Genomic DNA, 14,463 nt, shown 5'->3' on the forward strand with positions numbered 1-14,463 from the left:
AGACTTGCCGCGCGAAAGTGCCGGAAATGCGGGCCTTGACGCGCCTCTTGATCGGGAAAGCTGCCCATGATCTCTTCCTGAAAGACCCAGCCAGCGGAGCCGCCATGCACGTCCTCGTCATCGAAAACATGCCCCATTCCGATCTCGGCCTGGTCGGCGTGGCGCTGAGGGAGGCCGGTGCATGCCTCGATATCCGCAAGGCCTATGCGGGCGATCCCTTGCCTGCCAATTGTGACCCGTTCGATGCGATGGTGGTGCTCGGTGGAGAGCAAAGCGCGCTCGACGACGACCTCTACCCCTACCTTCCGGCCCTCGCCCTTCTGATGCGCCGCTTCACCGAAACGGACCGAGCGGTTCTCGGCATCTGCCTTGGCAGCCAGCTTCTGGCGCGGGCCCACGGTGCCGACAACCATCTCGGCACGGCGCGGGAGTTCGGGTGGCAGCCGGTCGTGCTGACGGCAGAGGGGCTCGCAGATCCGGTGCTTTCAGCGGCCGGCGCGTGCTTTACAGCCTTCCAGTGGCATTCCGACACGTTCACGCTGCCGCCTGCAGCAGACGGTCTGGCGTGGAACGAAGCGGTTCCCCTGCAGGCCTTCCGCATCGGCCGGGCGAGCTACGGGATGCAGTTTCACGTCGAGGCGGGAACGGCTGTGATCGATACGTGGAAGACGATCTACAAGGACCAGATCGACCGGATCGACCCGGACTGGCTCTCCCGCTCCGCGGATCTTCAGGCACGGTTCGGGGCGGCGTCCGACAAAGCCGGCCTGGCGATCGCGCGCGCCTGGGTCGATACGATTGCCGTCGCGCCATCCGGGCAGGCGGAAGGGATGCACGGCGTGCGAAATGTCTGTGAAAGCTGACGAAACGCCCGCCGACCATTGCGGCCTGGTGCCCTTCCTCTTATTCTCTTCATCATGAAGACGTGGAGGACGCGCCGGATTCCGGCACGGGAGGCAATGATGACGAACCCCGCCGGACGGATCGCGACCCTATCGGTTCGCACGCGGATCGATGCGCGCGTCAGGACGCTGCTGAGCGTCGGCCTGCCGGTTGCGGGCCTGTGCGCAGGCATCGCTTTTGCCAGCTTCTCCGGCGCGGCAGGTCCGGCCGCGGCCGCGGATTGCGAAGCGACACCGAATGCCGGGATCGACTGGAGCGGCTGCAGCAAGGCCAACCTGATGCTGCCATCCAGCACGCTGACCGACGCGGTTCTTGCCGGGGCAAATCTGTCGGCCACCGATCTCGGTGGATCGGATCTGGGCGGCGCAAACCTCGAAAAGGCAACGCTGATCCGGGCTTCGCTGAGCGGCGCCTCGGCAGAGAAGGCGAATTTTGCACGGATCGAAGCCTATCGGTCCAATCTGTCGGGGATCAAGGCGGCCGGGGCATCGTTTGCAGGCGCAGAGTTGCAACGGACCAACCTGACGGAGGCGGACCTGACGGGAGCCGATTTCAGCAAGGCCGAACTGTCGCGCGTCAATTTCGCGAAATCAAACATTACCGGCACCCGTTTCTCGCTTGCCAATCTTGCCCGGGCCAAGCTGACAGGTGCGACCTTCAAGGGTCCGATCGCCTTCGACGAGGCGTTTCTCTACCTGACGCGCATCGAAGGGCTGGATCTCTCCGCGGCAACCGGCCTGAAGCAGGAGCAGGTTGCCTTGGCCTGCGGCGATGCGAAGACCAAACTTCCCCCCGGACTGACGCCCCCGACAAACTGGCCTTGCAAGCACGATTGATCCGACCGAAAAAGGACTGCAAATGACGCACAATCTGCCGCATCTTCCCCTGACGGGCGCTTGTCGCTGCGGGAAGGTCCGTCTGCGCATCACGGCAGAGCCGATCGTGACGATGGCATGCCATTGCACGGGATGCCAGAAGATGACCGCCGGGCCCTATTCGCTCAGCGTCGCCATTCCTGCTCATGGCTTTTCCGTTCCCGAGGGCGAACCTGTCATCGGCGGTCTTCATGGCGATATGCTGCACCATTTCGCCTGTCCGCACTGCCTGAGCTGGATGTTCACGCGGATCGAGAGTCTGCCGGACATGGTCAATGTTCGGGCGACCATGCTGGACGACCTCAGCTGGTATCGTCCCTTCATCGAGACCTATACCTGCGAGAAGCTGGCCTTTGCCGGAACGGGCGCCGCCCACAGCTTCGAGCGCTTCCCGCCGATGGATGCTTTCCCTGGGCTCATCGCCGCCTACCAAGCGAGGGAAACAACGGCATGATCATCCGAATTTTTCAAACAGGAGGTCGAGCGCGACCTTAATCGCGTCCGACACTGTTTTGATTTGGCGGCAAACGCTCCCGTTTCCCAAGCGGACACCCGCTGCAATCTCTGTGGCCGCCACCGTATAGGCTGCCATCAACTCGAGATATCGGGCGGGCTGCGCGTCCGCACACCGCCTCCGGGCGAGAGAACGAGACCCTACGCCCGGAAGAAGTAAGACGCGTCGAACGCGGTCACGCTGTTACGGTTTCATCCACAACCGGCGCGCCAGGCGCGTTCTTCTTGATGGAGTCGATGCAGGTCTTGGCACTGGCCTTCGCGGCATAGGCCTCCGACTGGACCAGAGGCTCGCCGTTTGCCGCCCTGAAGCGGACAAAGTGCTGTCCGCCCTTGTTCTCGACGATCTCGAACCGATAACCGGATCCGGTTTCGTCCTTGGTCAGATCGATGGTGGATGCGCCCGGCGCATTCTTCTTGATGGAGTCGATGCAATTCCTGGCGCTGACTTTCGAAGCATAGTTCTCCGACCAGACCATCACTTCAGCATTATAGAGAAACTGGGCCCGAAACTGACCACCGGCGGCTTTCAGGATCTTGAACGTGTGCATGTCATGTCCCTCCCTTCGGCCAAAAGCGGGCGCTTTTGTCCGTCAGCAAAAACCTACAACAAAAGCGGCAGGACGGGAATGCACTGTAACAAATGACATAGTGTTGCCACCAGCACATCGATGCCAGAACATGAATACCTGACATCGATGAAGGGCGGCTCGGGACTCGTGCTTATTCGTCGCTCATCTTCAACGCGGCGATGAAGGCTTCCTGTGGGATATCGACCTTGCCGAACTGCCGCATGCGCTTCTTGCCGGCCTTCTGCTTGTCGAGCAGCTTGCGCTTACGGCTGGCGTCGCCGCCATAGCACTTCGCCGTCACGTCCTTGCGCATGGCCGAGATCGTCTCGCGGGCGATGACGTTGCCGCCGATGGCCGCCTGGATCGGGATCTTGAACATGTGCCGCGGGATCAGGTCCTTCAGCTTCTCGCACATGTCGCGCCCGCGCTTCTCCGCAGCCGAGCGGTGGACCAGCATCGACAGGGCATCGACCGGCTCACCATTGACCATGATCGACATTTTCACGAGGTTGCCCTCGCGGTAGCCGTCGAGATGATAGTCGAAGGAGGCGTAACCCTTGGAAATCGACTTCAGGCGGTCGTAGAAGTCGAACACGACTTCGTTCAGCGGCAGCTCGTAGGTAAGCATGGCGCGCTTGCCGACATAGGTCAGTTCGGTCTGAACGCCGCGGCGGTCCTGGCAGAGCTTCAGAATGCCGCCGAGATAATCGTCCGGCGTAAGGATGGTCGCCTTGATCCAGGGTTCCTGGATTTCCGCGATCCGCACCGGGTCCGGCATGTCGGCGGGGTTGTGGAGCTCGCGCTCCGAACCGTCTGTCATGGTCAGCCTGTAGACCACCGACGGCGCCGTTGCGATCAGGTCGAGGTCGAATTCGCGCTCGAGGCGTTCCTGAATGATCTCGAGATGCAACAGGCCGAGGAAGCCGCAGCGGAAGCCGAAGCCGAGCGCTGCCGAACTTTCCATTTCGAACGAGAAGGATGCATCGTTGAGACGCAGCTTGCCCATGGCCGAGCGCAGATCCTCGAAATCGGCGGCGTCGACGGGGAAGAGACCGCAGAACACGACCGGCTGCGCCGGCTTGAAGCCCGGGAGCGCCTCGGCAGTCGGCTTCTTGTCCTCGGTGATGGTATCACCGACACGGGTATCGGCCACTTCCTTAATGGAGCCGGTGAAGAAGCCGATCTCACCCGGTCCGAGACTGTCGACCGCCAGCATCTTCGGCGTGAGCACACCAACGCGTTCCACCTGGTACTTGGCGTCCGTGCCCATCATGCGGATCGTCTGCCCCTTGGACAGCACGCCGTCGATGACGCGGACGAGAACCATGACGCCGAGATAGGTGTCGTACCAACTGTCGACCAGCAGCGCCTTCAGGGGTGCCTTTTCGCCGCCCGGGCTCTTGGGGGCCGGCAACTGGTGCACGATGGCCTCGAGCACGTCGGGAATACCGAGGCCCGTCTTCGCCGAAATCAGGACGGCCTGGCTCGCATCGATGCCGATAACCTCTTCGATCTGCTCGCGGATGCGGTCGGGCTCGGCGGCCGGCAGGTCGATCTTGTTGAGAACCGTGACGATCTCGTGGTTGTTGTCGATCGCCTGGTAGACGTTCGCGAGCGTCTGCGCCTCGACACCCTGGCTTGCATCGACCACGAGCAACGAACCCTCGCAGGCCGACAGCGAGCGGGAGACTTCATAGGCGAAGTCGACATGGCCGGGGGTGTCGATGAGGTTCAGGATGTAGGTTTCGCCATTGTTGGCCTTGTAGTGCAGACGCACTGTCTGGGCCTTGATGGTGATGCCGCGCTCACGCTCGATGTCCATCGAGTCCAGCACCTGCTCGGACATGTCGCGCTCGGCAAGGCCACCCGTCGACTGTATCAGCCGGTCGGCAAGCGTCGACTTGCCGTGGTCGATGTGGGCGACGATGGAGAAATTGCGGATATGATCCAGCGGCGTCTTGGAGGATGGTGTGCTCATGCGCCCGCATATAGCAGCGCTCCCGACGGGCGCAAAGCGGGAAATGCAGGCGTTTCAGCATTCGGACACCATAAATCCGTCGGCTTGCGCCGTCTTGACTCCATCATAAAAGCGGATAATTCTCTTATGATGGAAAATACCATGGGACCCTCGGATCTGGCGATTTCAGGCCGACTGCGCGCACTGCGTCGCGCTCACTCGACCACGCTCGACACCCTTGCCGAGCGGTCGGGCGTCAGCCGCGCCATGATATCGCGCATCGAGCGCGGTGAAGCCAATCCGACCGCCCAACTTCTGGCAAACCTCTGCCACGCGCTGGGCACGACCCTCTCGCGCTTTTTCTCAGAAGACGTCCCCGAGCCGACCCCTCTGCGCAGGGCGCAGGAGCAGCACGTCTGGCGCGATCCGCAGACGGGTTATGTCCGACGGGCGGTCTCGCCGGACGCCATGGGTTCACCGGTCGATCTCGTCGACGTCACCTTTCCGCCCGGCGGCCGAGTGGTGTTCGAGCCCCAGGCGTTCGACAGCGGCACGACCCAGTATCTCTGGATGCTCGACGGGCGCATGATGATGACGGCCGGCGACGCAACCTACGACCTCCAAACCGGCGACTGCCTGTTCATGCGGTTGAGCGAGATGATCGTCTTCTCGAACCCTCACGAACAGTCGGCCCGCTATGCCGTCATCCTTCATCGCGGCCAGCCGCGTCCCAGCAAGGCACGCCCATGACCATGCCCATGACCATACCCATCGCCACTTCCCAGTCTGCAGAACCAGCCGGCATCCGACAGCCGATCCGCCGCCTGAGCGGCGAGGAAGCCCGCGCCGCCATTCCCGCTTTGTCCGCGATCCTGGTCGACTGCGTTGCCGATGGAGCGTCGGTCGGCTTCCTCTCGCCGTTCGGCGATGCGGACGCAGCCATCTATTGGAGCGGCGTCGCTGAGGCCGTGGCGGTCGGGCAGGTCGTGCTGCTCGTTGCGGAGCACGACGGCGAGATTGTCGGCACAGTCCAGCTCGGAGTCGCCCTGCCACCCAACCAGCCGCATCGGGCGGACCTGAAGAAGCTTCTTGTCCATCGGCGCGGGCGCGGCCGAGGTCTCGCGCGCTCCCTGATGGCAGCGGCAGAGGAGCACGCGCTGGGGCTCGGACGGCATCTGCTCGTGCTGGACACCGCGACGGGCAGTCCGGCAGAGGCGATCTATGCGCGGCTCGGCTGGAGGCAAGCCGGCGTCATTCCGGACTACGCCTGTTTTCCCGATGGCAGCTTCTGCGGGTCGACCTTCTTTTACAAATGCCTGCTTTCGTCGGACACGCCTGTCGTTCCGGCGGAGACCCGGTCTCCATCATAAGGCCGCAATCCATGCTATGAGAAACAGGGAGCAATTTTGGGGACACTTGATTCGATGATGAAGAAAATCGCCATCATGGCCGTCTCGGCCATCTATCTTTCCGGCTGCACGACGACCGACCCGTATACGGGCGAACAGAAGATGTCGAACACGGCTGGCGGCGCGCTGATCGGCGCGGGGCTGGGTGCTGCAACCGGACTTCTCGTCGGCGGCAGCGCACGCGGTCGGCGCGACTCCGCGCTCGTCGGCGCAGGGATCGGCGCGCTCGGCGGCGGCCTCATCGGCAACTACATGGATAGCCAGGAAAGCGAGCTGCGCGCCCAGCTTCAGGGCACCGGCGTCTCCGTCACCCGCCAGGGCGATCGAATCATCCTCAACATGCCGTCGAACATCACGTTTGCGACCGACCAGGATCAGGTCATGCCGGGCTTCTATGCCACGCTGAATTCGGTCGCGATCGTGCTGCGCAAGTTTAACAAGACGCTGGTCGACGTCGATGGCCACACGGACTCCACCGGCAGCGCCGGCTATAACCAGGGCCTTTCGGAACGCCGCGCCGCGTCGGTCGCCAACTATCTGGCGTCGCAGGGCGTGGACCAGCGCCGCATGTCGGCCATGGGCTACGGTGCCGAGCGCCCGGTCGCGTCCAATTCGAGCGAAGCCGGTCGCGCCCAGAACCGGCGCGTGGAAATCTCGATCGCACCGATCAAGGAACAATAAGCGGCTTTGTCCGTCACATCCTGAAAACAAAAGGAGCCGGTGCCGGGAGGTGCCGGCTCTTTTTTGTCAGCGGGGCGGGTAATCGTGAAGGCCGCCGCGAAAGTCCTCGACCCTGTGGCCAGCGTCAGTCCGCCCGATGCTCGGGGATGCGATAACCGCCTTGCCGTGGCCGCCGGGAATGTCGAGCACGTAGACCGGCTGGCACAACCCCGAGATCGAGCCGCGAAGGGCTGCGACCAACGCCTGCCCCTCCTCCACCGACAGGCGGAAGTGCGCGGTTCCCGGCGCGAGATCCGGATGGTGCAGGTAATAGGGCTTGATGCGTGTCTCCACGAAAGCCCGCATCAGGGCCGACAGCGTTTCGACATCGTCATTGATACCCTTCAACAGCACCGTCTGGCTGACCATGACGATGCCGGCATCCACAAGCCGGGCGCAGGCATCACGCGCCTGCTGCGTGAGTTCGCGGGGATGGTTGGCATGCAGCGCGACATACACCGTCTTGCCGCTTCCCTTGAGCGCAGCAATTAGCGCGGCATCGATCCGTGCGGGATCGACCGCTGGAACGCGGCTGTGAAGCCGGACGATCTTCACATGCGCGATTTCCCTCAGCCGTCCCAGGATGTCGGCGAGCCTGCGCGGTGACAGCACCAGCGGATCGCCGCCTGTCAGAATGACCTCCCAGATTTCCCGGTGCTCGGCGATATAGGCGATCGCGGCGTCCAGTGCGTCCGCGGCAAGCGTTCCCAGCCCCTCGGGGCCGACCATCTCGCGGCGAAAGCAGAAGCGGCAATAGACCGGACACACATGCACAGCCTTCAACAGCACGCGATCGGGATAGCGATGGACGATGCCTTCGACAGGACTGTGCGCGGCATCGCCGATCGGGTCCGCGCGCTCTTCCGGCCGGTGGTCGAGTTCGGCGATGTCGGGAACGAACTGCAACGCGATCGGGTCGCGCGGATCGGCGGGATCAATCAGCGCGGCCATTTCGGGCGTGATGCCCACGGCATAGCGACGCGCAACGGCGTCGAGATCGCCGGCATGGGGCCCCACGAGCCCGGCGCCGCGCAGCTGCGCCACGGTCTTCAGCGGCAAGTTTTTGAGAGGAACATTCACCGGTCTGCTCCCGTCTCCACGACCGGCGCCCAGAGCACCTGGTCGATCCGCGCGGCGTCAGTTGCCAGCATGACCAGACGGTCGAACCCCAGCGCGCTGCCACTTGCCTCGGGCATGACCGCAAGCGCTGCAAGAAAATCCTCGTCGATCGGATAGCGCTCGCCATAGAGGCGGCTCTTTTCCTTCATTTCCTGCTCGAACCGCCGTCTCTGTTCGCCGGCATCGGTCAGTTCGCCAAAGGCATTGGCAAGTTCGACGCCGCAGGCGTAAAGCTCGAACCGCTCCGCAACGCGCGGATCGTCCGCCGACGGGCGGGCAAGAGCCGCCTCGGTGATCGGATATTCCATCAGGATGGTGGCGCGACCGATGCCCAGATGCGGCTCGATCTTCTCGACGAGAACCCGGCTGAAGAGATCTGACCAGCTGTCGTCCTCTGCAATCCGGATCCCGGCACCGATAACGGCGGCAGCCAGGGCATCCCGATCAGGCTCGCCTTGCGGCCCGATGGTTGCGAGGAGGTCGATGCCGGCAGAGCGGTCGAAGGCTTCGGCCAGCGTCAGACGCTCGGGCTCGAGCGCCGGGTCGCAGAAACGGCCGCGATGGCCGAGCATTCGCGTTCCCGCGGCCTCTGCCGCGCGCATCAGCATTTCATGGCCGTCTGTCATCAGCGCCTGATAGGTCTCGCCGGTCCGGTACCATTCGAGCATGGTGAACTCGGGATGGTGCAGCGGGCCCCGTTCCCGGTTGCGGTAGACAGGCGCGAAGCACGCGATCCGCCGTTCGCCTGCAGCCAGCAATTTCTTGCAGGCAAACTCGGGCGAGGTGTGGAGGTAGAGCGGCGTGCGCGTCCCGGCCGGATCGATCGCGGCGGTCTCGAAAGCATGAAGATGCGCCTCGTTTCCGGGCGAGACTTGAAGGGCCGCCGTCTCCACTTCGATGAAGTCCTCGCGCGCAAGATAGTCGCGCAGCGCCGCCTTGATCCGGTTGCGGGCAAGCAGAAACGGCCGGCGGTCAGCGTGAACATGAGGCGTCCACCAGGGAGAGGCTGCGACTGGTGTCATCGAGGGGTCCGTCTGCGGTTCATGATGGGCATCGTCGAGGTGCGCACTGCCCTTCCTCTTCCGGCATTCCTTCGCCCTGCGCGCGGCCTGCACTGGCTATTTGCCCGGATATGCGCTAGGTGCGGCCCAAATCCGGTTTACCCGCATCGCAGATGGGCAGACGCCCACGCTCTACGATGCATCTTTATCAGTTACAAGGAAGACTTATGGTCAAGGTGATCGCCTCCTCCGTTCGCAAGGGCAATGTGCTCGACGTCGACGGCAAGCTTTATGTCGTTCTCACGGCCGCCAACTTCCACCCCGGCAAGGGTACGCCGGTCACGCAGGTGGACATGCGCCGGATCTCCGACGGCGTGAAGGTTTCCGAGCGCTACCGCACGACCGAACAGGTCGAGCGCGCCTATGTCGAGGATAGCGATCACACCTTCCTCTACGAAGATGGCGAAGGCTTCCATTTCATGAACCCGGCCACCTACGACCAGGTGGTGATGACCGCGGAAGACATCGGCGACCAGAAGGTCTTCCTGCAGGACGGCATGACCGTCACGCTGTCGATCCACGAAGGCCTGGCCATCGCGATCCAGCTGCCGCGTCATGTGACGCTGGAGATCGTGGAGACCGAGCCGGTCACCAAGGGCCAGACGGCTTCGTCGTCCTATAAGCCGGCAATTCTGTCGAACGGCGTGCGCACGCTCGTTCCCCCGCATATCGTCGCAAACACCCGCGTTGTCATCGCGACCGAAGACAATTCCTATGTCGAGCGCGCCAAGGACTGACAGCGTGCAGGCTTGAGACGTGAATCAGGCCTGACCCATGAGATGGATTAGGTCAGAACATGAGAAAGGGCGCCGTAATGAGCGGCGCCCTTTCTGTTTCAACCATCCGGTCGATCAGTGCTTCAGTTCCGGATAGGCTTGCGCCACATCCGAAGCGTCACTTCGCGTATCGTCGTAGCCTTCGAGCGTGACAGACACAGCGTCCCCAACATCCAGCTCGCCGTCGCGGCGAACGGGAATGCGGTCGCCATTGGCACGGACGAGAGTAGCTTCGCCCTTGAAGCCCTGGTTCAGCAGCCAATCACGTGGCGCACTGAGCTTGATGCGCACCTGACGCGATTCATCCTCTTCCCGGGCGACAATCAGTTCGTAGGTCACGGGCGCGGTCTGCCCGTTGATCTCGAGCCTGCCCTGACCATTGCCTTCAGCAGCGAATGTCAGCATGTTCATCTCCCGGCTTCGGTGGTCGCGGTCTTCTGCGTTTCGGCTCGATGACGCTTCTTAGCGACGTACCATGCGACCAATGGCAATCAGGATGCAGGCACCGATGAAGCCCGTGATCAGATAGGCGATCCAGCCAGCGCCGAGCGACACGCCGATTGCGGCCAGGATGGCGTTGAGCACGACGGCTCCAATGATGCCGAGGATGATGTTCATGAACACGCCCATATTGGACTTCATGAACTGTTCTGCGAGCCAGCCGGCAAAGCCGCCGATGATGATTGCTGCGAGCCAGCCTACGCCGTTAACGTCCATTTTCGTTCTCCGTGGGTTCAATAATATCGAATTGCCGAGAATGAACGTAGCGCGTGTGGTTTTGTTCCCCTGCGGCGGAAGATCGCCCAGGCAAGGTCATGGTCGATCATCGGTCCGACCCTTCCGCGATCGTCCTGCGACGTCGATCCGGCCTCCGACGGCTGCCGGAGGAGGCCTGCACTTTGGCCGTCTCCCCACGGACGCACAGGACCACGAGAACATCAAGCACCCCGACCGCATTCGTGCTTGATCTTCGCGAACAAGCGTCTAGTTTAGAATTATTCTAATTCAGGACCGACCATGCTGACGACCTTCTTCTCCCGCTCCCGCCGCGCCTTTGACAGCCTGAGTGAACAGGAAATCCTGGCGCTTGCGATTTCGTCCGAGGAGGACGACGCCCGGATCTATCTCGCCTATGCCGATCATCTGCGGACCGCCTACCCGGCTTCCGCCAAGGTGTTCGAGGACATGGCCACCGTCGAACAGACACATCGCAACATGCTGATCGACATGCATCGCCGCCGATTCGGCGAGCGGATCCCCCTCCTTCGCCGGGAGCATGTCAGCGGATTCATTCGCCAGAAGCCCGACTGGTTGCAGCGCAATCTGACACTCGATCAGATGCGGCAGGAAGCCGAGACGATGGAGCGGCAGACGCAGAATTTCTACTACGCGGCAGCCAAGCGCACCAGTGACGCGGACACGCGCAAGCTGCTGGGCGACCTCGCTCTGGCCGAAGAAGGCCACGAGGATATCGCCCGCATGCTCGGCGCGCGCCACACCCCCGACGACGTCAAGGCTTCGGAAGATGAAACGGCGCGACGGCAATTCGTGCTGACCTACGTGCAGCCGGGCCTTGCCGGTCTCATGGATGGATCGGTTTCCACATTGGCGCCGATCTTCGCTGCAGCCTTTGCGACGCAGGACACCTGGCAGACGTTCCTTGTCGGTCTTTCGGCTTCTGTCGGCGCCGGCATCTCGATGGGCTTTACCGAAGCCGCGCACGACGACGGCAAGATCTCCGGGCGCGGCTCGCCGCTGAAGCGCGGCCTTGCCTGCGGCATCATGACCGCCGTTGGCGGCCTCGGACATGCTCTACCCTATCTGATCCCCGACTTCTGGACTGCGACCACACTGGCCGTCGCCGTGGTCTTCATCGAACTCTGGGCCATCGCCTTCATCCAGAACCGTTTTATGGAAACACCGTTCCTGCGCGCAGCCTTTCAGGTGGTGCTGGGCGGCGGGCTGGTTCTGGGTGCCGGCATTCTGATCGGAAACAGCTGACCGTCTGTCGAAGCGGCGAGGCGCCCTTAGGCGCCTCGTGACATGCGACGATCAGATCCGATCGTCATCGCCCGACAGAACCGACGACGATTTCGGCGCCGTTTTCGATCGTGACCCAGCGGCCGGTGTTGAACGATGCCTGGCGCTTGAGGAAACGATAGGGCGTCTTGGTCCACAGCTTCACGGTGTCGTCGAGATTGTCGAGGATGAAGTCACCCTGCGCGGTGCGTACCGTCAGGACCGCGTGGCCTTCGCCGTCGGGCTTGCGAACGACCGTGATGAGAACGTCTGCCGGAGAGAAGCCCTTTTCCATGAGACGCTTGCGCTTGAGGAGAACATAGTCCTCGCAGTCGCCGGCGGTTTCCGGATAGGCCCAGACCTCGTCCTGGCCGTAGAGCTCGAGATCCGTCATCGGCGTGATCTCGTGATTGGTGTCGGCATTGACGGCGCGGATCACGGACCAGCCATAGGCCGTCACCCGCGGTGCGGGCGTCGAGCGGGTGCGGATGTCGCACTCGGCAGCATGCGTCTTGCAGAATTCATAATGACCGATGGGCTGGGAGGTGATCGCGCCTGTCTGCATGGACAACGCGGTCGCAGAGAGCGCCGGTACGGCCGCGCCTGCCGAAACGAGAAGACTCGCCAGCGCGACGACCATTCCCTTGAGCCCCGTCATCTGTGCCATGCACATCCCCTATGGCGCAGGGAGGCTTTCGCCGCAAAGCATGCGACGTCCGTGTCCCCGCTGAGTTCTGACAACAACGCCGGCTTCGCGTCTTCTAAGCTGCGCGCACCGCTCTAATCGTTAACAGAAAGTTAACAGGCTCCTTCCCCTTGCGTCAATCTGAAGATTCGAGGATCGATTCATATGGTTAAAATGGGAGACAAATTCGCATCACCCGCTGCAAGCCATTGAAGTATAACATTTAATTCGATGAGACTTGTCTTGCCACGGGAGGTTAACGCGCCCTGAAGCTTTTTCCGGACAGCAGAACGCCGCCGTCACGCTGCAGCGCAGCATTCCAACCGTCATCATTCCGTAAAGGAAACGACGCCTGCGTGTCATGGCCGGCTGCTAGCAGCAGCGTGGATTTATCCGAGGCAGCGACCCGGATAGGCCTTCACGTCCCTGCAAGAGGCACAAGCGATGAAACCCTCCGTTTTCCCCTTCGTCCTGACCGGCCTTCTGGCGGCCACGACGCTCACCGCCACCACCTTGTCGGCCACCTCGGCTCACGCGGAAAAGACCAGGTTCGAGTTCTGGTACGGCCTGACGGGCGATCTCAGCGATCGTGTTCAGGAGGCCTGCTCGAAATTCAACCAGTCGCAGGGTGACTTCGAGGTCGTCTGCACGTCGCAGAATGCTTATGACGCAACGCTGCAGAACACGATTGCCGCCTATCGCGCCAAGAAGCAGCCGGCCATCACCCAGATCTACGATGCCGGCACGCTGGATCTGATGCTGTCCAAGGCCTTCGTTCCGGCCAAGACGCTCATGGCCGACAACGGCTACAAGATCGACTGGGACAACTATTTCAGCGGCATCGCCAATTACTACGCAACGGCATCGGGCGAGCTGAACTCCTTCCCCTTCAACTCCTCCACAGCCATGTTCTATTACAATGTCGACGCCTTCCAGAAGGCCGGCATCGACTTCAAGCCGGATACATGGGAGCAGGTCGAAGAGGCCGCACGCAAGCTGAAGGCCGCCGGCTATGATTGCCCGATGGGCATGAACTTCGACACCTGGGCGACCATGGAGCAGTTTTCGGCCATCCATAATCAGCCGATCGCCACACAGGCAAATGGCTACAAGGGTCTCGACGCCGAAGTCGTCTTCAACAAGACGCGGTTCGTCGATCAGGTCAAATTCCTGAAGAGACTGGCCGACGAAAAGCTGGTGGTGATCAAGACCAAGCAGCTCGGCATGGACGTGGTTCCCGCCTTCACCTCGCAGACCTGCCAGATGATCCAGACCTCGATCGCCGATCACGGCACGATCGGCAAGACGCTCCCGCAGGGCGTCAAATGGGAGGTCGCCATGCTGCCCGTCTGGAACGGCACCGAGCGGCAGAATTCTCTGGTCGGCGGGGCGTCACTCTGGGTCATGGCTGGCCTTTCGCAGGCGCAGTATAAGGGCGCGGCGGCTTTTCTCGCCTATCTCGGCACGCCGGAGATGGCGCAATGGTGGTCCACCGTCACCGGCTATATCCCCGTCACCAAGACGGGTTTCGACGCGATGAAGGCCAACGGTTTCTATGACAAGGCGCCCTACAAGGGACGTGAATTGGCGATTGCCAGCCTGACCTACACGCCGACCTCGGAGAACACCCGCGGTATCCGCCTCGGCGGTTTCACGCAGATCCGCAAGGAAGTCGGCACCGCGCTGGAAGCGATCTTCATGCAGAATGCCGACGTGCAGACAGCTCTCGACCAGGCCGCCGAGCGCAGCAATGCGGTCCTGCGCCGTTTCGAAAAGACCTATTCCGGACAGACGCTGAACTAACCCGCTGCCATCGTCGAGCCTGCCGCTCCGTTGCGGCAGGCTTTTCAGCCT

The 14,463-nt window shown here is 62.3% G+C and carries 16 protein-coding genes; 9 read left to right on the plus strand and 7 right to left on the minus strand.

The features are described 5' to 3' along the window. Window positions 1-104: 104 nt before the first annotated feature. The 3 genes from ASG03_RS06185 to ASG03_RS06195 all read left to right on the plus strand — a co-directional run bounded on the left by ASG03_RS06185 (window position 105) and on the right by ASG03_RS06195 (window position 2,232). Window positions 105-863 (plus strand): type 1 glutamine amidotransferase, encoded by a 759-nt coding sequence (locus ASG03_RS06185; protein ID WP_062693065.1) that lies wholly within the window; start codon window positions 105-107, stop codon window positions 861-863. A gap of 96 nt (window positions 864-959) precedes the next feature. Further along, window positions 960-1,739, plus strand: a complete 780-nt coding sequence (locus ASG03_RS06190) for a pentapeptide repeat-containing protein (protein ID WP_244475171.1) — start codon at window positions 960-962, stop codon at window positions 1,737-1,739. Between the two features lie 22 nt (window positions 1,740-1,761). Continuing rightward, complete coding sequence (locus tag ASG03_RS06195) at window positions 1,762-2,232, plus strand: GFA family protein (protein ID WP_062692891.1); 471 nt, start codon at window positions 1,762-1,764, stop codon at window positions 2,230-2,232. Between the two features lie 235 nt (window positions 2,233-2,467). Here the strand turns inward: ASG03_RS06195 and ASG03_RS22225 are convergent, their stop codons facing one another. Then, window positions 2,468-2,842 carry a DUF1508 domain-containing protein gene (locus ASG03_RS22225; protein ID WP_082475553.1) on the minus strand — a complete coding sequence of 125 codons (375 nt, stop codon included), beginning with the start codon at window positions 2,840-2,842 and terminating at the stop codon, window positions 2,468-2,470. 172 nt (window positions 2,843-3,014) lie between these two features. Further along, the gene (gene lepA / locus ASG03_RS06205; RefSeq protein WP_062471320.1) at window positions 3,015-4,841 is read right to left on the minus strand and encodes a translation elongation factor 4; all 1,827 of its coding nucleotides are present in this window, start codon (window positions 4,839-4,841) and stop codon (window positions 3,015-3,017) included. A 129-nt stretch (window positions 4,842-4,970) separates the two neighbouring features. Between lepA and ASG03_RS06210 the strand changes: the two genes are divergently transcribed. From ASG03_RS06210 to ASG03_RS06220, 3 genes are read left to right on the plus strand one after another with little or no spacing between them, the layout of a single operon-like run. Beyond that, window positions 4,971-5,570: a helix-turn-helix domain-containing protein gene (locus ASG03_RS06210; protein ID WP_062693068.1), complete on the plus strand. Its 600-nt coding sequence runs from the start codon at window positions 4,971-4,973 to the stop codon at window positions 5,568-5,570. 8 nt (window positions 5,571-5,578) lie between these two features. Further along, a complete protein-coding gene (locus tag ASG03_RS06215; RefSeq protein ID WP_062693069.1) occupies window positions 5,579-6,190 on the plus strand; it encodes a GNAT family N-acetyltransferase in 612 nt (203 codons plus the stop codon). 54 nt (window positions 6,191-6,244) lie between these two features. After that, the gene (locus ASG03_RS06220) at window positions 6,245-6,910 is read left to right on the plus strand and encodes an OmpA family protein (protein WP_062471321.1); all 666 of its coding nucleotides are present in this window, start codon (window positions 6,245-6,247) and stop codon (window positions 6,908-6,910) included. A 66-nt stretch (window positions 6,911-6,976) separates the two neighbouring features. On the opposite strand, the gene ASG03_RS06225 is transcribed toward ASG03_RS06220, so the two are convergent. After that, complete coding sequence (locus tag ASG03_RS06225; RefSeq protein WP_156381752.1) at window positions 6,977-8,008, minus strand: lysine-2,3-aminomutase-like protein; 1,032 nt, start codon at window positions 8,006-8,008, stop codon at window positions 6,977-6,979. Between the two features lie 17 nt (window positions 8,009-8,025). Continuing rightward, on the minus strand, window positions 8,026-9,090 hold the full coding sequence (epmA, locus tag ASG03_RS06230) for an EF-P lysine aminoacylase EpmA (RefSeq protein WP_062693070.1): 1,065 nt from the start codon (window positions 9,088-9,090) through the stop codon (window positions 8,026-8,028). A gap of 206 nt (window positions 9,091-9,296) precedes the next feature. Between epmA and efp the strand changes: the two genes are divergently transcribed. Next, window positions 9,297-9,866: an elongation factor P gene (gene efp, locus ASG03_RS06235; protein ID WP_062471326.1), complete on the plus strand. Its 570-nt coding sequence runs from the start codon at window positions 9,297-9,299 to the stop codon at window positions 9,864-9,866. 114 nt (window positions 9,867-9,980) lie between these two features. Here the strand turns inward: efp and ASG03_RS06240 are convergent, their stop codons facing one another. Further along, window positions 9,981-10,310: a hypothetical protein gene (locus ASG03_RS06240; RefSeq protein WP_156381739.1), complete on the minus strand. Its 330-nt coding sequence runs from the start codon at window positions 10,308-10,310 to the stop codon at window positions 9,981-9,983. Between the two features lie 57 nt (window positions 10,311-10,367). Next, a complete protein-coding gene (locus tag ASG03_RS06245; RefSeq protein WP_062471330.1) occupies window positions 10,368-10,622 on the minus strand; it encodes a GlsB/YeaQ/YmgE family stress response membrane protein in 255 nt (84 codons plus the stop codon). Window positions 10,623-10,922: 300 nt separating this feature from the next. Between ASG03_RS06245 and mbfA the strand changes: the two genes are divergently transcribed. Then, the gene (gene mbfA, locus ASG03_RS06250) at window positions 10,923-11,906 is read left to right on the plus strand and encodes an iron exporter MbfA (RefSeq protein WP_062692897.1); all 984 of its coding nucleotides are present in this window, start codon (window positions 10,923-10,925) and stop codon (window positions 11,904-11,906) included. Between the two features lie 64 nt (window positions 11,907-11,970). Here the strand turns inward: mbfA and ASG03_RS06255 are convergent, their stop codons facing one another. Next, a complete protein-coding gene (locus tag ASG03_RS06255; protein WP_062692899.1) occupies window positions 11,971-12,591 on the minus strand; it encodes a transglutaminase-like cysteine peptidase in 621 nt (206 codons plus the stop codon). 462 nt (window positions 12,592-13,053) lie between these two features. Here ASG03_RS06255 and ASG03_RS06260 point away from each other — a divergent pair, with 462 nt between their 5' ends. Then, window positions 13,054-14,412: an extracellular solute-binding protein gene (locus tag ASG03_RS06260; RefSeq protein ID WP_082475555.1), complete on the plus strand. Its 1,359-nt coding sequence runs from the start codon at window positions 13,054-13,056 to the stop codon at window positions 14,410-14,412. The last annotated feature ends 51 nt before the right edge of the window (window positions 14,413-14,463 follow it).

This window comes from Rhizobium sp. Leaf341, from assembly GCF_001424325.1.
Classification (GTDB): domain Bacteria; phylum Pseudomonadota; class Alphaproteobacteria; order Rhizobiales; family Rhizobiaceae; genus Ferranicluibacter.